Source organism: Salinicoccus siamensis (genome assembly GCF_042429615.1).
Classification (GTDB): Bacteria; Bacillota; Bacilli; order Staphylococcales; family Salinicoccaceae; genus Salinicoccus; species Salinicoccus siamensis.
Genome location: NZ_JBHMAH010000007.1, coordinates 1 through 17,682, shown reverse-complemented (window position 1 = coordinate 17,682; position 17,682 = coordinate 1). Strand labels below are relative to the sequence as shown.

The 17,682-nt window shown below is 46.2% G+C and carries 17 protein-coding genes; 6 read left to right on the top strand and 11 right to left on the bottom strand.

Annotated features, from left to right (window positions below):
- Both ACFFLE_RS03070 and ACFFLE_RS03065 read right to left on the bottom strand, forming a co-directional pair.
- Positions 1 to 2,998: efflux RND transporter permease subunit (locus ACFFLE_RS03070; protein ID WP_380569697.1), on the bottom strand; the 2,998-nt coding region annotated here is incomplete at its 3' end.
- Positions 2,999 to 3,059: 61 nt separating this feature from the next.
- On the bottom strand, positions 3,060 to 3,635 hold the full coding sequence (locus ACFFLE_RS03065) for a nitroreductase family protein (protein WP_380569696.1): 576 nt from the start codon (positions 3,633 to 3,635) through the stop codon (positions 3,060 to 3,062).
- A gap of 130 nt (positions 3,636 to 3,765) precedes the next feature.
- Here ACFFLE_RS03065 and ACFFLE_RS03060 point away from each other — a divergent pair, with 130 nt between their 5' ends.
- Positions 3,766 to 4,686, top strand: coding sequence for a DMT family transporter (locus ACFFLE_RS03060; RefSeq protein WP_380569695.1), 921 nt, complete (start codon positions 3,766 to 3,768; stop codon positions 4,684 to 4,686).
- A 397-nt stretch (positions 4,687 to 5,083) separates the two neighbouring features.
- On the top strand, positions 5,084 to 5,434 hold the full coding sequence (locus ACFFLE_RS03055; protein WP_380569694.1) for a DoxX family protein: 351 nt from the start codon (positions 5,084 to 5,086) through the stop codon (positions 5,432 to 5,434).
- A 9-nt stretch (positions 5,435 to 5,443) separates the two neighbouring features.
- Here the strand turns inward: ACFFLE_RS03055 and ACFFLE_RS03050 are convergent, their stop codons facing one another.
- Entirely contained in the window at positions 5,444 to 6,196 is a 753-nt protein-coding gene (locus ACFFLE_RS03050) for a glycerophosphodiester phosphodiesterase (protein ID WP_380569693.1), read from the bottom strand.
- A gap of 231 nt (positions 6,197 to 6,427) precedes the next feature.
- Between ACFFLE_RS03050 and ACFFLE_RS03045 the strand changes: the two genes are divergently transcribed.
- Entirely contained in the window at positions 6,428 to 7,318 is an 891-nt protein-coding gene (locus ACFFLE_RS03045) for a fructose bisphosphate aldolase (protein WP_380569692.1), read from the top strand.
- Between the two features lie 243 nt (positions 7,319 to 7,561).
- Positions 7,562 to 7,762: a cold-shock protein gene (locus ACFFLE_RS03040; protein ID WP_145288934.1), complete on the top strand. Its 201-nt coding sequence runs from the start codon at positions 7,562 to 7,564 to the stop codon at positions 7,760 to 7,762.
- A 148-nt stretch (positions 7,763 to 7,910) separates the two neighbouring features.
- Here ACFFLE_RS03040 and ACFFLE_RS03035 read toward each other — a convergent pair whose 3' ends face one another.
- The gene (locus tag ACFFLE_RS03035; protein ID WP_380569691.1) at positions 7,911 to 9,908 is read right to left on the bottom strand and encodes a penicillin-binding transpeptidase domain-containing protein; all 1,998 of its coding nucleotides are present in this window, start codon (positions 9,906 to 9,908) and stop codon (positions 7,911 to 7,913) included.
- Positions 9,909 to 10,011: 103 nt separating this feature from the next.
- Here ACFFLE_RS03035 and ACFFLE_RS03030 point away from each other — a divergent pair, with 103 nt between their 5' ends.
- Both ACFFLE_RS03030 and fdxA read left to right on the top strand, forming a co-directional pair.
- Positions 10,012 to 10,779 carry an NRDE family protein gene (locus ACFFLE_RS03030; RefSeq protein ID WP_380569690.1) on the top strand — a complete coding sequence of 256 codons (768 nt, stop codon included), beginning with the start codon at positions 10,012 to 10,014 and terminating at the stop codon, positions 10,777 to 10,779.
- A 174-nt stretch (positions 10,780 to 10,953) separates the two neighbouring features.
- Complete coding sequence (fdxA, locus tag ACFFLE_RS03025) at positions 10,954 to 11,193, top strand: 4Fe-4S ferredoxin (RefSeq protein WP_344704028.1); 240 nt, start codon at positions 10,954 to 10,956, stop codon at positions 11,191 to 11,193.
- 97 nt (positions 11,194 to 11,290) lie between these two features.
- On the opposite strand, the gene glpT is transcribed toward fdxA, so the two are convergent.
- The 7 genes from glpT to ACFFLE_RS02990 all read right to left on the bottom strand — a co-directional run.
- On the bottom strand, positions 11,291 to 12,652 hold the full coding sequence (gene glpT, locus ACFFLE_RS03020) for a glycerol-3-phosphate transporter (RefSeq protein ID WP_380569689.1): 1,362 nt from the start codon (positions 12,650 to 12,652) through the stop codon (positions 11,291 to 11,293).
- A 249-nt stretch (positions 12,653 to 12,901) separates the two neighbouring features.
- Positions 12,902 to 13,189 (bottom strand): hypothetical protein, encoded by a 288-nt coding sequence (locus ACFFLE_RS03015; RefSeq protein ID WP_380569688.1) that lies wholly within the window; start codon positions 13,187 to 13,189, stop codon positions 12,902 to 12,904.
- 142 nt (positions 13,190 to 13,331) lie between these two features.
- Complete coding sequence (locus tag ACFFLE_RS03010) at positions 13,332 to 13,988, bottom strand: DUF4396 domain-containing protein (protein ID WP_380569687.1); 657 nt, start codon at positions 13,986 to 13,988, stop codon at positions 13,332 to 13,334.
- A 63-nt stretch (positions 13,989 to 14,051) separates the two neighbouring features.
- Positions 14,052 to 14,633, bottom strand: coding sequence for a cytochrome c oxidase subunit 3 (locus ACFFLE_RS03005; RefSeq protein WP_380569686.1), 582 nt, complete (start codon positions 14,631 to 14,633; stop codon positions 14,052 to 14,054).
- Complete coding sequence (locus ACFFLE_RS03000; protein WP_380569685.1) at positions 14,633 to 16,549, bottom strand: cytochrome c oxidase subunit I; 1,917 nt, start codon at positions 16,547 to 16,549, stop codon at positions 14,633 to 14,635. Before ACFFLE_RS03000 ends, ACFFLE_RS03005 begins: the two co-directional genes overlap by 1 nt.
- A 16-nt stretch (positions 16,550 to 16,565) precedes the next feature.
- On the bottom strand, positions 16,566 to 17,273 hold the full coding sequence (gene coxB / locus ACFFLE_RS02995) for a cytochrome c oxidase subunit II (RefSeq protein ID WP_380569684.1): 708 nt from the start codon (positions 17,271 to 17,273) through the stop codon (positions 16,566 to 16,568).
- 104 nt (positions 17,274 to 17,377) lie between these two features.
- Positions 17,378 to 17,682 (bottom strand): hypothetical protein (locus ACFFLE_RS02990; RefSeq protein ID WP_380569683.1); only part of this gene is annotated, 305 nt, incomplete at its 5' end.

The window sequence follows — 17,682 nt, the reverse complement described above, 5'->3', positions numbered from 1 at the left end:
AACGCACTTTATAATAGAGGTAATAGAGGCTTGGTGTGGCGATCAATGACAGCACAGTGGAGAATGCGATGCCTGCAATGACGGTTACAGCCAGCGGTACAAACAGTACATCGCCTGAGAGTGCGACCGGGGTCAGGGCGATGATGCTCGTAAGCGTCGTCAGCGCAATCGGTTTGAACCGTGCCCGCCCGCTGTCATAGATCGCATCTTCTATAGCGAAAGCGCCACTCCTACGCCTTGCTTCTATGAAATCAAGCAATACGACAGAGTTCCTGACGACGATGCCGGATAGTGACACCATCCCCATTACACCAAGGAAACTAATTGGTGTCTGCGTGACAAAGAGACCGATGATGCCGCCGCTGATGGCCAGGAATATACTGAACACTATAATCAGGGGCATGACGATCGAGTTGAATTCAATGGCGATAACCAGATACACCAGTACCAGTATGACCGCAAATAATATTCCGATTTCCACGAAGAAGTCGGTCTGGTCGGATGTCTCACCGCCGACTATGAGCTCACTTGAATCGGGAAGCTGCTCACCGAAGGAGCTGATCGCGTCTTCTGCGGCCGCTTCATCATCGGCATAGACCTTCAATTCGACTGTCCGGTCCCCATCTTGATGATGGATGTACTTATAGTCTTCCGTCTCCTCGACTTCCACGAAATCGGTCAGCGGAAATGTTTCAGGCTGCTCCCCCGTCATCTTGATGATGTCCACATCTTCTATTTCAGAGGCATTCGAATATTTCAATGTTGTCCTCCGCTTTTCCCCTTCTACGATGATGTCTTGTACCGGGATGCCTTGGGAAAGCATATTCAGTTCGTTCTTGACTTGTGATACGGATATCCCATCTTCTTCAAGCGCTTTGTAATCGATGCTGTAGTTGATCGTCGGTACAGATTCACCGAGGTTCGTCGTGACAAGAGCCCCCTCTTCTTCAAGCGTTGCCTTCAAGTCAGTGGCTTGCTCGGCCAAAAGCGCCAGATCCTCTTCATAGATTTCAACTGTAATCGGTGCACCGGCTGGTGGGCCTTGAACGATGGTATCCATGAATATTGTCGCTTCCGGAAACGCCTCGCGCAGCTGGCTTTCATATTTGTTGATCGTTTCCGAGGCACTGATCTGTTCTTTGTCTATTTCCAGCGCCACCTGGGCTGTATTCGCACCGGACTGGTCAAGGGAAGCACCGAAAAGGTTCGGCAGGCCTGTGCCGGTGAACAGCGACACCGCTTCTATGTGCGGCATTTCCCCAGTCATGTAGTCCACGACTTCATCTGCATCATCATGTGTCTGATCAATCGTCTGTTCCTCATCAAATATCAAGTCGACCGTCACTTCGGAGCGGTCTGCTTCAGGAAAGAATTCGAACGGTGTGAAACGCACAAGGCCAATTGATAGTATGCCGATGACAAGCACTGCGAAAAACGTGATCAATGGGCGCTTGATGATTGCAGGGAGGATCTTATCGGCGTACAGGTCTCCGCCCTTTGCAAACAACCGGCCCAAAAGTCCCGGGTGGGCGGGTGCTTTTTTACGGTTAAGGAGATAGCGTACAGCCGGCACGAAAGTCAGTGCCAAAACTGTGGACACGATCATTGTGGTGATCAATATGCTGGGGAGCGCTTTGATGAACTCGCCGTTGGCCCCAGACAACAATAGAAGCGGTGTAAATGTGAAGACGATGGCAAGTGTGGATGAGATGACGGATGGTGCCACTTCCCTGACGCCGTTATAGACACCATCCAACCGATCATCCCCCAAGGTGAATCGGCGCTCGATATTATCGTTCACTACAATCGAATCGTCGACCAGTATACCAAGCGCGATGATCAGCCCGATGATGGATATCTGGTTCAGATCCACACCGAACCATGGCACCGGGATGATGCCGATGACCACCGACAATAGTACGGTAGCCATCACAGTGGTTGAGCCGATCAGTGACAATCCCAAAGATGTGCTCAAAATGACTGCGACCAGGGCGATGCCAAGGGACAAGTAGAGGCCGACGAATATATTTTCTACATTTTCGCGTTCTGAAGACAATGTCGTCACATCAACCGTGTCCGGTAATTCAGATACCCGTTCGTCGACAACCGCCTCTACATCCTTTGATACAGAAGGCACATCCTGACCCTTCGACAAAAAGACAGTAAAGGATACGGCCCTGTCACCTTCATATTCCACTATGTCCTCCGGATTGCCCATAGTTTCTTCTATGTTGGCGATTTCGGTCAGCGGCGTGCTTTCTGTGCCGATTCTGACCTGTCTGAGCACTTCAAGCGGTGTACCATCTTCGAAGGATAGACGGATGATGTTGCCGTCATTCTCTTCCTGTCCGAGAATGACCGGATTGAGGGAGGCATTGATTTCGCTCAATATCTGATTTGGGTTCACTTCGGCTGCCGCCATCGCTTCCCGATCCAAATCGATTTCAAATTCCGTATCCGTGTACCCTTTGACGGTCACACCATCGATGCCATCCATCTGGGCCACTTCGCGCTTCAACTTCTCTATATCGCCTCTTACATCGTAGAGGTTCGCCATATCCCCGCTATGGAATTGGTAGCTGAGCAGAGGGAAGGCATTGCTGATGGATTCAACTTCGGGTTCGGCCGCGTTCTCAGGGAAACTACCAGCCAGGCTTCCCATAAGGTTGTTCACTTCATTCAATGCGGATTCGTCATCTGCCGAGTCGGACAGCTGTAGGTTAAGGACTGATATACCATCCTGCGAAACGGAGGAGACATCCTCCACACCCGCCACACTGAATATCCGTGATTCGATGACCTCGGTGATGTTGTTTTCGACATCCTGCTTATCGGCCCCCGGCCATGCGGTAGTGATATTGATGATATTAACCTCAGTCTCCGGTATTTCCCGCTGTTCAACGGTCAAAAAAGTGTAGATGCCGAAGATCGAGATGGTGATTATCAAAATGATGAATAATAGGCTTCGTTCCAGGACCATTTCATAAATACGCTTCATATTTCTGCTCCATCTCTTTTTAGGGTTATATGATCATCATCCAAGAGATCGCCGTCAAACATCACTGGTCGGAGTCGATCCATGTGGTCTTCTCTTCGTACGGTGTGCGGGTTGCCTTCTTCTCCACTTCAGGCTCCCCTATAAAGATGACACCAAGTATCTCTTCATCTTCCCTCAAATTGAAGTATTCTTTGACGCCAGGTGTATTGTAGATCGGCCCACTGCGCCATATTGCGCCGAGTTCCAGACTATGGGCCGCAAGCAGCATATTTTGTGAAGCAGCGGCAACAGCACAGACATCTTCTATATATATCGCCTTTTCCTTACCGCTTGGAGACAGTGCGACTACGATCACGGTCGGTGCAGCGAATGGTTTTCTGCTGATTTTTTCAATGCGCTTTTGCCCGCTCTCTGATTCTGGATCGTCGACACGCCCTTTCGCCACTTCCTTCAAAACACGGGAGAACGGTCTTCTGCCCTCCCCGCTGAGCACAAAAAATTTCCAGGGTTCCGTCATATGATGGTTCGGCGCCCAGACCGCAGCCTCCAATATCTTTTCGATCTTCTTTGGATCCACCGGCGTCTCTTTCAACTTCGGTGTACTGCGCCTGTTTTTGATTGCACTCAAAACATCCATTTTTTTAGCTCCTTTAATATGTATTCACTATAAATTTACAACTTGTTGGCTCAAGACTACCAGATTTCCCCGAATCTTTACATATTTATGATATCATTTGGCGATGACTTTTTGAAAAGGGGGACTTCCTTTGGTCCTGTTGCTGATCCTTGGCATATTAGCCGGTATGCTCATTCCTGTGCAGACTTCTGTAAACAATCGCCTGTCGCACTTCACACACTCCCTTATAATGGCTTCGTTCTATTCATTTTTGACAGGTACATTGCTGCTGATCGGCCTCAATGCCGTCATGAATCCGGGTAAACTCTCATTCGCTTTCCTATCGTCACATGACTTCTCATATATATGGTTCCTCGGCGGCCTGATGGGTGTCGTCTACCTGACTGGTAATATGATCCTATTGCCGAGGATCGGAGCGGCACTTACAGTGATCATGACGGTTGCAGGACAAATGATCATCAGCCTCTTAATCGATACATTCGGCTGGTTCGATGCACCGCTTCAGCCACTCGACATCAGGCGCATTGCCGGCATCGCCATCATGATTATGGGCATCATTTTCATGAACTATAAAAGGAAATCAGCGAGACATGACGACAGCCCTTCGAATATATGGCTCTTCTTTGGATTGATGACGGGCTCGATCCCTCCGGTGCAGACGGCGGTCAACAGCCTGCTGAGGTATGAAGTCGGTTCCTTCTATATGGCGTCATTAATCTCATTCGCCGTAGGTACTTTGGCCCTTCTCTTGCTGTCCCTCCTCAGTGCCGGACATCTTAAAGTGGCCCTCACGAATCAGGAAGGTGCGCGGTTGCGTGCCTGGCACTTTATCGGAGGAGCGCTCGGTGCCGTGTATATCACGACCAATATCATCCTCATGCCCCACCTTGGTACGACTTTGACCTTGATGAGCGTCATTTTTGGTCAGATGCTGACCGGCCTCCTCATCGATCATTTCGGATTGTTCGGCATACCGCCCCATGCTCTAGATAAGAGACGTATTGCAGGTGCCCTCATGATCCTTACCGGCATCATTCTTCTACAGATATAAAACCCCCTTCAGAGCTTCTGCTCTGAAGGGGGTGATGCTATTCTGTGCCTTTTCCTGACCCATCATTATTCAATTTGTATACGAAATAACAGAATCCCCCTGCTGTAACCAATGCCATCATCTGTATCATGAAATCTACCAAATTTGCTTCCATCTGCGTAACCCCTCGTCCTTTATTTTAGGAAATTATACCACATGGTTGGCAAGTGTAAATAGATTATTTGAATTTTATATGACTTTTTTTAATACCTCCTGTAAACCGCTTCCAAAAAGCCGTGGAGGAGCCGCTTATACCTTCTATATTTCCCTCGCTTCAACCTGTTCACAGCCATCGAATTTACAATGCCGACGCAACAGGCGTATAATGATGGAAACCATACAGTAAAGGAGCAACACCATGAAGAGGATTATAATGGGCATCATATTTTTTACAGCAGGTATCATCCATTTCCTGAAGCCCGGGAAATTCGCCGGAATTGTCCCCGCTGTCATACCGTTCAAAACTTTCATCGCCTACTTTACAGGTGTTCTTGAAGTCATTTTCGGCATATTGATGTTGGGCGGTAAAGTCAGGAATAAGCACTTGACCGCCATGCAGGCATTTTTATGGGCCGTTTTTCCGGCAAATATCTATATGTATACACATCAAAGGCAACTTGGATTGTCCCATCTCCCGAAGTGGGCTCTGCTCGGCAGACTGCCCCTGCAAAAACTGATGGTGGATATGCTTGGCGACTTAAAAAAGTAGGACTCGGTCCTACTTTTCTACATTCCAGAGTATCTCCTTCATTTCTTTTGGATAGTCCGTCACCAACGTCCCCACACCATGTCCGATAAGGTGTGCCGCCGTTTCCCAATCATTGACCGTCCACGCCCTTATCCTTTCTCCGATCCCACTTATCCGTTCTGGTTGCTCAAGTATCGCCTTCCAACTGATATGGAGGGCTTCGAGTGAATGATCCTCCATAAAATCCTCCGGGCGTTCCGGCACTTTTTTCGTCAACCACGCAAGCCGGGCGTCTGGGTGAATCATTTTCATGCGTGCAAGACTCGATAGATTAAATGATGAATAGATCGCTTTCTCTTGGCATCCATACGCTTCGACGATATCAAACACTCTTCTTTCAATTCCTTCATATTGTATGACATCCGTCTTCAATTCGATGTTCAATTCCACATTGTATGCCTCCGACAGCGCGAGCACTTCATTCAAGGCAGGAATTTTTTCCCTTTTCCATACTTCACGATCATAGTATTTATAGTCGGAAAACGTAACACCGGCACTCACCTTCCTGAGCGATTCCAATGTCATATCGCGTACTGCCCCCTCCCCATCGGTTGTACGTGCGATATCCTCGTCATGTATGACCACGACTTCCCCGTCCCTGCTCAAATGGACGTCGATTTCCAGACCATCACAACCTGCGTCCAGTGCCTTTTTAAAGGCAAGCAATGTATTCTCTGGGTAGTCGCCCATCGCACCTCTATGCGCAAAAACTTTCGTCTTCATCAGACCTCTCCTTCCAGTATGCTCCCGTAAAGTCATTTCTCATATACAGTAAACACCCTACTCCATCGTTTCCACTTTTGCACGCCCAAAAATCCTCCGCCCAAAGGGAACGATAATGTTTGACTAGATACCATTTATGATACAGAATTATGATGTATAGTGAAATACGTTATACACTTCCCGTTTTTGGGAATAGTATAAAGAACACGAAAAATAAAAGGAGTGGAATTCATGAATCAACAGCAGCTCGAAAAAGTAAGAGATGGAAAAGGCTTCATCGCAGCACTCGACCAGAGTGGCGGCAGTACACCAAAAGCACTGCTCGCATATGGCGTGCAGGAGGATGCTTATTCCAATAAAGCTGAAATGTTCGACCTTGTACATGAAATGCGTACGCGCATCATCACTTCCCCTTCCTTCAATTCTGATCAGATTCTGGGGGCCATCCTGTTCGAGCAGACTATGGACCGGGAAATTGAAGGCAAGTATACAGCTGATTATCTTGCAGAGAAAGGCATCGTCCCATTCCTCAAAGTGGACAAGGGATTGGCTGACGAAAAAGATGGTGTCCAGCTCATGAAGCCAATGCCAGAACTCGACGACTTGCTGAAGCGTGCCAACGAACGCAACATCTTCGGCACGAAGATGCGCTCAAATATACTTGAGCCGAATGCACAAGGCATCAAAGAAGTCGTCGAACAGCAGTTTGAAGTCGCCCATAAGATTCTCAATGCCGGTCTGATGCCGATCATCGAACCGGAAGTGAACGTCTACAGCGACAATAAGGAACAATCCGAAGAGATATTGAGGAAAGAAATTGAAAAGCACCTTGATCAGCTCCAAGATGGTCAGGAAGTGATGCTCAAACTTTCCATCCCTACAAAGGCCAACGCATACAAGCCACTCATCGACCACGACAAGGTGGTTCGGGTCGTAGCGTTGTCAGGTGGCTATTCAAGGGATGAAGCCAATGAAAAGCTCCGTGAAAACGATGGCTTGATTGCAAGTTTCTCCCGCGCTTTGGCAGCAGACCTCAATGTCAACCAATCTGACGAAGAATTCGATAAAAAGCTGAAGGATGCTGTAGATACAATCTATGATGCTTCAGTAAATAAAAAGTAAGGTTCCAGGCCCTCCTGATCGGGAGGGCCAAATCTTTTTTTAAATAAGTAACCCTTCACTATAGACAATATCGTTTTTATGATGTATAGTTACCTTAATAAGTCTTATAAGTACAACTCAGTATCTAATTCACATGTTACAAATAGTAATCGTGATTTTAGCCGGTACTCTTTGTAATGTGTGAATTTTTTTATGTTTTCGCACTTAAGATATTATTAAATTTTTTATTTGGAGGTCATTTATATGACACAAGGTACAGTTAAATGGTTCAATGCAGACAAAGGTTTCGGTTTCATCGAAGTTGAAGGCGGAGACGACGTATTCGCTCACTTCTCCAACATCGAAGGCGAAGGCTACAAAACACTTGACGAAGGTCAAGCAGTAGAATTCAGCATTGAAGAAGGTCAGCGTGGACCACAAGCTGTTAACATCGTTAAACTTTAATAATATTTTAAGTAATATTTTAGTAGTTTAGGTTCGTTAATGGAAACCCCATCTCAAATGAGATGGGGTTTTTTTTATGCCTTTGATGAAAACAAGCCTTCTTTAAGCCCGGATTTGGGATTAAAGAAGGCTCTATAGTACACTTTATCTACTGTCCTCTCAATTCATCATATATTTCAGCGAATTTCTTCGCGGTATATTCACTCATGCCCCTATCTTCCACTTCTTCTACATATAAACTGAGCATCCTATCCTTCTCATTCTGATCGTAACCGATGAACCAGCCAGTCTCCTCTCCTCTTGCATCCTGAGAAGCCTTATTTTCACTCGTGCCAGTCTTACCGGCAAATTGGGCATAATCACGTTCTGCATCATCAGGGTGGTTCAACGTGACCACATCACGCATCGCCGATTCCAGATAGTCGAGGTCCTCCTGTGGCGCAATATCTTCAGCAAGCGTCTCCGTCTCGGAGTCTGCCAGAACATGCGGTATGTGAATATCTCCTCCGTTAATCACTCCTGCATAGATGGTTGCAATCTGGATTGGAGAAATCAACAGTTCCCCCTGCCCGTAGCTTGTATCTGCAAGAAGAATATCACTATCGATCGTACCATCATTGGAGACCTGACTTGTATAGATTGGATAATCTGTATCATATTCGTGGCCGATGCCGAGATCTTTCATGCCTTCAATGAAGCGATCGGAGCCGATTTCAAGTGCAGTCCGTGCCATATAGATGTTGTCGGAGTACGTCAGAGCCTTCTTCAGATCGAAGGATTCGTTCATCACATGATAGCGGTTCACTTCATAACCGCCCCATGAAGCATCTTTCTGCCAACCCTTCCCATTGATTTCCATGCTGTCGTCTGGATTGAACCCCTCTGTGTTCATGGCAATCAGTGCAGTGAGCAGCTTTTGGGTCGATCCAGGGGAGGCTGCCCGGTTGAACTTATTGAGCAGCGGCTGGTCTTCATCCGTCTCGAGCTTCTCATAATCTGAAGCGGATATCCCGAACATGAAATCATATGGGCTCGGAGCCGGGTAGCTTACTGCAGATAAAATATCACCATTCTCAGGGTCCACTGCAACACTCGCACCGGAATCTGAAGATAGTTTACTATATACTGTCGACTGCAAGGTTTCATCTATGGTGAGTGTGATATCTTCTCCATCTTTCGCCTTTTCGTCGAATAATGTCTCAACTGTATTGCCTGCATCATCGACTATCGAAATGGTGTAGCCCCTTTTTGGCTTGAGCTGTTCTTCGTAAAGCTGCTCGAGCCCCCTCTTGCCGATCATGTCGCCCGTTCTATACCCTTCATTCTCTTCAACATCTTCCGCTGTTACAGGCCCCACATACCCGATGAGATGGAATGCCGCTTCATCCAACGCATATTCCCTCGAGGGATACTCCTGGACGGATAACCCATAGGAATCGAATGCTTCTTTTTCTTCTTTATTGAAGCGGTGTGCATCTTTAAGCGGAACAAATTGGCCTTCTTCTATCCATCCCTGCTCCGTGACGTCCGTCAATGCTGTCTCGTCCATGTCGAGGACATCCGACGCTTCCATTATCTTCTCTTCGTCCGTCTCACCGGCAACATAGCCGACCGTCTCCTTTATGCCATTTGATGCAAGGGGCGTGCCGGAACTGGCCAATATTTCACCGCGTTCTCCAGCTGTGAACGCCATTGCCACTTCACCATCATCAAGCCCTGGAATGATCATGTTTGGAGACCAGTCTATAAACCAATCATTCTCATCTTCATTGTAGGCTAACGGGATATCAAACCCGCGTTCCAAGTTTCCATATGTACTTTCAATTACGAGCGTCCCCACATGTGACTTGACGCCCTCCTTTTCAGTATCCTTAGCTTCAAGCGCCTTCAATTTCACATTTTCGACTTTCAGGGATTCATAGATATCAGCTGTTCTGCCGCTGACTTCCTTTTTCCCATAATTGTCTTTGGCTTCTTTCGTCAGAAGCGGATAAATCGCCTCATAATCACCGTTCTCAAACGCTTCCGTGAAACGCTCCACAGTCTCCTCTTCAGACTTTTGGAAAAATCCGGAAGCGATGAGCAGATAAGCCCCTGCCGCCATGACAAGCAGGATCACTGGCACCAGCCACACTGATTTCTTCATGCAAACTCTCCTTATTTCCATTTCCTTCATTATATCAATCGTCATATGCACCGCAACAGCATGTTATGATAAATGTATAGCATCAAGTCAAAGGAGTGATTACATGTGTCTGATACTATTCCAAAAGAATCAACATCCCGGATATAAGCTTGTAGTCGGCGCAAACCGGGACGAAGCATACGACCGTCCGACTGCACCTGCTCATTTCTGGGAAGACCACCCTGATATTCTGGCCGGACGCGATCTCTCAAAAGGCGGCACATGGCTCGGCATTACAAAGTCAGGGCGCATAGCTGCCGTCACCAATATCAGGTCTAAGGAAGAACAGGGGCAAGGAGAGAAAAAATCGAGGGGAGACCTCATCCGCAACTTCCTCGCTCAGGACACTTCCCCACAATCATATTTGGAAGCACTGGAACACGAGAAACATGCTTATGCCGGGTTTAATCTTCTCGTTGGAAACCCAGACGAATTGTTCTACCTTAATAATGATGGGAGTTCCATTCTGCAGGTGGCGGATGGTGTACATGGGCTTAGCAACCATCATCTTGATACACCCTGGCCAAAAGTCGTGAATGGCAGAAAAGGCTTGAAGTCTCATCTGGACTCGGCACATCAAGCTGATCCGGAAGTTATCTTCGGACTGCTTGCGAACGAAGATAAAGCAATGGATAATCTACCCGATACCGGTTTTCCCGAGGAATTGGAGCGTAGCCTTTCGCCTGCCTTCATAGATATAGATGGTTATGGGACACGTTCATCAACGGTACTCCTCATTGATCATGACAACAGGGTGACCTTCATTGAGCGCACCTTTAAAAACAAAAAACAGATTGATGAATCCCGCTTACAATTTGATATCAGACAATAGTCGGATAATTGGACTCTTAATTGACCTCCCCTATTTTTTACCGTATTATTGAAATATAGATTGGACAGCCAACATGATCACAGTTAGACATTGATTTTTATATCTTGAATCTTGTTCCATATTTTTTTACGCTATGCAGCGCGCGAATCTTATATAGAGTAAGGAGGGATACCAATGGCCTATGTCATCCTTCAACCATGTATGGAAGAGAAATCCGGAGAGTGTGTAGATGTCTGTCCAGTCGATTGCATCGAGGAAGGTGAGGATCAGTTCTATATTGATCCGGATATCTGCATCGACTGCGGAGCATGTGTAGCAGTCTGCCCGGTCGACGCGATCGTAGAGGAATACGAAATGACTCCTGAAGAGGAACCATTCCTTGAAAAAGCAGAGAAATTCTTTGCAAGCAAATAATGACACAATGTTTTGGAATGCTCCAAAACCAAAAAGATTCCTTTGAAGAAACTTCAAAGGAATCTTTTTTTATAGCGAAATTTTTTATATAGACACTTTAACCTTTCACTACTTCTTGGCCACGGACATTCCAAGTGACCGCAAACAGTAGGATTGCAAGTATACAAGAGCCCGTCAGCAGGAGGAATCCTGCATCCCAACCGAAACCTTGTACGACAAATCCCATAATTGCGTTAGCTGATACCGCACCACCTATGTAACCGAAGAATCCGGTCAAACCTGCTGCTGTTCCAGCAGCCTTCTTAGGTACAAAATCCAAGGCTTGCAAGCCGATCAGCATCACTGGTCCATATATCAGGAAGCCTATTGCTATAAGGGCAAAGTTATCAATCAACGGATTTCCTGCTGGATTGAACCAATATACCAGTACGGCGACAAGCACCCCAACCATGAAGACCACACCTGCTGGCCCACGCCGGCCCTTAAAGACTTTATCTGAAATGTACCCACACAGCAATGTGCCTGGGATACCAGCCCATTCATAAAGGAAATAGGCAATACCGGATTCATTCATGCTGAAGCCTTTCTCTTCACTCAAGTAAGTCGGTGCCCAATCAAGGACGCCGTAACGGACAAAGTAGACAAAGATATTGGCAATCGCAATCGCCCATACCCATTTGTTGTTCAAAACATATTTAAATAGAATTTCTTTCGTGGTCAGTTCTGTCTCAAATGTCTTCTTTGATTTGTTGGGGTAGTCATCCCGATGTTCTTCAATCGGTGGCAATCCTACAGATTGCGGAGTATCCCGAATCAAAGCAAACGCAGCAACCGCTATGACAATTGCCACAAGAGCAGGCAAGATGAAGACGCCTTCGTATCCTGCGTAGGTCGCACCAAAATAAGTGGAGACAATGGTCACCCCACCGATTGCAAGTGGCGCCATCAACCCACCACCTACGTTATGTGCAACATTCCAGATAGCTGTCTTGCCGCCCCTTTCACTTACGCTAAACCAATGAACGAGCACCCGACCGGAGGGTGGCCATCCCATCCCCTGGACCCAGCCATTCAAGAATAACAGAATGAACATGATGGTAACTGTTGATGTGAAAAATGGTACGAATCCCATCAATAAGTTTATAATCGCTGATAATATTAATCCTGTAGCCAAGAACACTCGGGCGTTACTCCGATCCGATATGGTGGCCATCACAAACTTACTTATTCCATAAGCGATGGAAATTGCGGAAAGTGCAAGCCCGAGCTCTCCTTTTGTAAATCCTTCTTCTGTCAGATATGGGATAGCGAGTGAGAAGTTTTTACGTATTAGGTAATAAGCTGCGTATCCTATGAATATTCCCATAAACACTTGAAATCTCAGCTTCTTGTAATCAGAATTCACCTGATCTTCAGGGAGCCTTTCCTTAGCTTTAGGCGGTTTGAAGAAATTCCTCATATTTACTCCTCTTTTCTAAATATGATTAAAAAATACAATCAAAGCATTAAAAAAGCACACTAAAGTCCATATTCGTCTTCTAAAAGATGAATAATGGTATAGCGTGGTCTCTAATTCCACTTCTTTTAACTTGTGAAGCAATATTAATCCAAATCTTAAATTATGTCAACGATTTCATAACTATTTACATGTTTTTTTCATGTTACTTTAATATTAAAAAGTCATAACGAAAGTGTTGTCGCGCAACTCTTATTTCTCAGCTTGCAGAATTGTCCTCTGTAATATGCCGGGGCCCATGGAGATATTACGTTCCACTAAAGTATAGCGCCGGCCATCCACCATAAATGTGGCATCTCCCTGATAAGTGGCTTCCCTCCCCTCTTTTTCAAGTTCCGAAAGTATAGCTTTCACATACGCTTCCTGATTGGTATAACGATCTTCAAAGTCAAATACAATATTATCCTTTTTATAGCCCATCAGTTTATTGAAACCAAAAAGTCCGAGCGCGAAAACTGCCAAAACCATTATAATCTGCATAAAATTCCATCCTTTACCGATTTCTAAAAACTATTATATCAAAGAAATGCCCTAATTTAACGGTTATAATCTAAATATTCAGCAATTAGGTAAATTTGAAATGGCAGACATAAAAAGGCCTGCAGATCGGCAGGCCTAAACTTTACATCGCTTCCTTGATTCCTCTTTTGACCAGCCACCAGTTGACCGGATAACTCGTCAGGAATCCTAGAATCATGGCAATCTGCATCATGAACCAATACGTCCCTTCATTGGGTGCCGGCGGGGTTGAAAAAATAACCAGGTTGACGAGCACCATCCAGCCGAACATGCCGACTTCAAAGGCGATCAACGATAATGTGTCTGCTTTTATGGCAGAGACGAAGGCATTCTTCACTCCGGCCTTCTTGTTCATCGGGTAGATGGCATAAAACTGGAAAAGTATACCGAAAATATAAGCCAGGATGAACTGGGCGGTAAAGTGGGCATATAATGTCGATCCAGCTATCGTCAATGCCCCCAATGCGACGATGGGCACGCCCAAAGCGTCCCCGAGTGTACATCCTGCCGAACAATGGCTGGTGGATACGAATACTTTTGCGCCATTGCCTCTTTTATCCTCGAGCTCCAGGTTTTTGGCGTTTATGCGTCCCCATCTGAAATATGTCCACAGGGCTATTGGGCCGAAGAACCACCCGTTGATTGGCCAGACGATATTCATGATCGTCATGTGCTGAGGGTGTCTGAAGACATCCACTATGATGATTATTGAAGAGATTGCGCCGATGCTGAGGGCAATCCATGAAATGATGCTGAGCATTTAAACCACCTCATTCATATGCTGAAAAATAATTTATATCAGTTTATTCGCATCTCCAAGCAGTCATACAAGGTACCTTAAGTAAACAATCAGGATGATGAAAATCCATACCAGATCGACAAAGTGCCAGTAATAGGAAAATATCTTGAACTTTTCGTAATAGAGTGTTTTCGGGAACTGAGGGAGAAACCTTTGTATAAACAGGACCCCCATCCAGAAACAACCGAACAGCACATGTGCGGCATGCAGTCCGACCAGTACATAATATGAGCTCAAGAAGGAACTCGTTGATGTCGTGTACCCTTCAGAAACGAAATGGCTGAACTCTGATATTTCAAATACCATAAAGATGACCGCGAATAGGAACGTGACACTCAACCAGATCAGCATACTCTTCTTTTTATCTGAAGATAACGCCTTCTCAGAAAAATAGAGCGTGCCACTGCTTGAGAGTAGGAATATGGATGACAGGGTCACTGTCAGCGCATCGAATATCTCAGATGGATGGGGGCCCTCGGAAGAAGGCGTGAAAATGAAGTACGTCACAAAAAGTGTCAGGAACATCAACGCTTCAACACCTAAGTATATGAAGAAGCCAATCTGCTTATCGCGGAATAGTTCCGCTTCATTAACATTCATCTCCATCAGGAAGCCTCCCCCTTTCCATAGTGATCCTTTTTCTCATCTGTAAATGAACGGACAATGAAGAGCGCGAATAACCCTGCTGCAAAAATCGCTGTGGCGATGAACCATTGGTAGATCATACAGAAAGTGAGTCCGGCTAATGAAAGTGCCATCAGCACAGGTAGGATGGAATCCTTGGCAATGGGTGCACTTCTGTGATCTGTCGTGGTCTTCATCTCACGCCCTTCCTCTTTCGCTATCCATAACGGGTCCATTCCTTCGACGACAGGCATCGGATCGAATGTCTCTTCCGGCGAAGGGGATGGGACGGTCCATTCCAACGTTCTGCCGTTCCAGGGGTCGTCTGACACCGGTTCATTTTTACGATGTGTCTTGAAAATATTCCAGAAGAAGAATAATATGCCAGCCCCCATCAAGAAGGCACCTACTGTGCTCATGAAGTTGGTTACGGTCAGGCCATCCCCCGGATCATACGTGAACACCCGCCTTGGCATGCCGTTTAGACCCGTAATATGCATCGGGAAAAATGTTAGATGATATCCGATCAAAAAGAGCCAGAAATGCCACTTGCCTAAGGTTTCATCCAGTCTCAACCCCATTATCTTTGGATAGTAATAGTAGATTCCGGCAAATATCCCAAGTATCGTCGATGCGAGGATAACGTAGTGGAAATGCGCCACGACGAACTGCGAATCGTGGAACTGGAAATCTGCAGCGGAGACCGACAGCATGACGCCTGTAACCCCACCCATCACAAACGATGGGATGAAGCCTAGGGAGAAAAGCATCGGCACAGTGAATCTGATGAGACCCCCCTGCAATGTAAACAGCCAGTTGAATATCTTGATGCCGGTCGGTACGGCAATCGTCATCGTCGTAATCGCGAAGAAAGTGTTAAGTAACGGCCCGAGCCCCACCGTTAACATATGATGGGCCCAGACAGTGAAAGACAGGAAGCCGATCAGGACAATCGAGAATACCATGGAGGAATACCCGAATATCCTTTTTCCTGCGAATGTAGGGATGATATCCGAAAATATTCCGAACGCCGGCAAGGCAAGGATGTATACTTCGGGGTGACCGAAAATCCAGAACAGATGCTGCCAATAGACGGGATCGCCATCTGGGCCAGAAAAGAATTTCGTGCCGAACATACGATCAAACATCAGTAGATAAAGCGCGATTGCCAACACGGTGAATGCCAGCAAAATCATGATGGCGGTCACAAATGTCGCCCAGGTAAAGAGTGGCATCCTGAACCATTTCATGCCCGGTGCCCGGTGTCTGATGATTGTCACTATCAAGTTCAGCGCAGTGAATATTGTACCGAGACCTGACACTTGGACCCCGAATACATAATAGTCACTATTGACGTCAGGTGTGAATATGGAAGTGGAGAGTGGCGCATAACCCGTCCAACCGATTCCTGGTGCACTGTTCAGGAAGAATGAGAAGTTGAATATCATGGCACCTGCAAAGAACAGCCAAAAGCCTACAGCATTCAGAAAAGGAAAGGCGAGATCACGTGCCCCGATCTGAAGCGGTACAACGACGTTCATCAATCCGAGCAGCATCGGCATAGCTGCAAAGAATATCATCATTGTACCGTGGGTGGTGAACAGCTGGTCATATTTTTCGAACTGGAACAACCAGAACTCATTATTCGGCACAGCAAGCTGCAGCCTTATCAAAAGTGCATCCAGTCCGGCACGTGCAAAGAACAGAAATCCGAATAATATGTAGAGTGTACCGATTTTACGGTGGTTGGTCGTCCGGAGGTAGCTCCATATGAGGGGGAATTTATTGGTTTTGACTACATAGAATGTTATAAGACCACCTAATATCACAGCGGATATCCAGGCTGCAATGACATCGGATGGTGCAGATATAGAAAATCCGAATATAGATATCTCCATGATTCAAACGCCTCCTCTACTTAAGATCATTTATATACGCTCTATAATCTTCTTTACTTATCACTTTGACGGAAAAAGTCATATTCGTATGTTGAACGCCGCAAAACTCGGCGCATTTCCCTTCGTATTCCCCACGCTCAACGTCCCGTATGATGTAAGTCAGTTCTTTATTCGGGAAAACATCTACTTTTCCAGCCAATTCCGGTATCCAGAATGAATGGATGAGGTCCTCGGAATGGAGATTGAACTCGATATCTTCATCTTCAGGCAGGACAAGCTCGTCTTTCACCTCGGCGCCATTTTCATGCTTGAATTCCCACTCGAACTGCCTTCCAGTCACTTCAATTTTAGTGGTTCCATCTTCCGGCGTCTGGGAGGCTGAAGTATCCGGTGATTGCTCCAGTGTAATCCTTACAGTCGGTACCGCAAGAATGATCAGCAGAATGACGGGGATGATCGTGTAGGTCAATTCAAGCTTGCGGTTGCCGTCCACATCCACTGGCTTATAGTCTTTCCGCGCTTTGGAATAACGATATTTATAGACAAAATATGCAAAAAGGACGAACACCACAACCAGTACCAGGGTCATGATGGCCAAACTGAGCCAGATCAAGTAGGCCTGGTCCTTCCCAGTGGAACTCTTCGGATCCAAAACATTTATCCCGCTGCAGCCGCTCAACATCAGAGTAAAGCCCGATAAAATAAGTAAACCAAGCTTCTTCATGGCCGGACTCCTTTCCAACATGGTTTTATACTTACTATCCCACTCGCTTTCGCCCTTCAAACATAATTTATGCTTTTTTCATGTTTTAAACTTTTTGATTCCATTCATGACCCAGCGTCATCTGCTTGTCCAAAATAGTTGATGCTGTTATACATATAAAAATCCGGATGGTGGAAGCTCTGTCCAAGCGTCCCGTCATCCGGATGAAAAATCATATTAATAGGTTCTCCCCAGTGAAGTGTGTTGATTTCTTCCTCTAACGTAGGATCTCTTTTTATTTCTAAGCTGGGGGACGACACTCCATACGGATCCGGAGATCGAAATGATACATATTCGGGCCTGCGTCGTTTCAGCGTTTTGATCAGGTTATTGGTACCTTCCAGTCGTGCGTTTGTCAGTCCGTAGGTGA

Coding starts and splice junctions, on each gene's coding strand:
- ACFFLE_RS03065 (WP_380569696.1), bottom strand. CDS start 3,635: ATGGATGTTTTGAGTGCAATCAAAAACAGGCGCAGTACACCGAAGTTG.
- ACFFLE_RS03055 (WP_380569694.1), top strand. CDS start 5,084: ATGAAGAGGATTATAATGGGCATCATATTTTTTACAGCAGGTATCATC.
- ACFFLE_RS03050 (WP_380569693.1), bottom strand. CDS start 6,196: ATGAAGACGAAAGTTTTTGCGCATAGAGGTGCGATGGGCGACTACCCA.
- ACFFLE_RS03045 (WP_380569692.1), top strand. CDS start 6,428: ATGAATCAACAGCAGCTCGAAAAAGTAAGAGATGGAAAAGGCTTCATC.
- ACFFLE_RS03040 (WP_145288934.1), top strand. CDS start 7,562: ATGACACAAGGTACAGTTAAATGGTTCAATGCAGACAAAGGTTTCGGT.
- ACFFLE_RS03035 (WP_380569691.1), bottom strand. CDS start 9,908: ATGAAGAAATCAGTGTGGCTGGTGCCAGTGATCCTGCTTGTCATGGCG.
- ACFFLE_RS03030 (WP_380569690.1), top strand. CDS start 10,012: ATGTGTCTGATACTATTCCAAAAGAATCAACATCCCGGATATAAGCTT.
- fdxA (WP_344704028.1), top strand. CDS start 10,954: ATGGCCTATGTCATCCTTCAACCATGTATGGAAGAGAAATCCGGAGAG.
- glpT (WP_380569689.1), bottom strand. CDS start 12,652: ATGAGGAATTTCTTCAAACCGCCTAAAGCTAAGGAAAGGCTCCCTGAA.
- ACFFLE_RS03015 (WP_380569688.1), bottom strand. CDS start 13,189: ATGCAGATTATAATGGTTTTGGCAGTTTTCGCGCTCGGACTTTTTGGT.
- ACFFLE_RS03010 (WP_380569687.1), bottom strand. CDS start 13,988: ATGCTCAGCATCATTTCATGGATTGCCCTCAGCATCGGCGCAATCTCT.
- ACFFLE_RS03005 (WP_380569686.1), bottom strand. CDS start 14,633: ATGGAGATGAATGTTAATGAAGCGGAACTATTCCGCGATAAGCAGATT.
- ACFFLE_RS03000 (WP_380569685.1), bottom strand. CDS start 16,549: ATGGAGATATCTATATTCGGATTTTCTATATCTGCACCATCCGATGTC.
- coxB (WP_380569684.1), bottom strand. CDS start 17,273: ATGAAGAAGCTTGGTTTACTTATTTTATCGGGCTTTACTCTGATGTTG.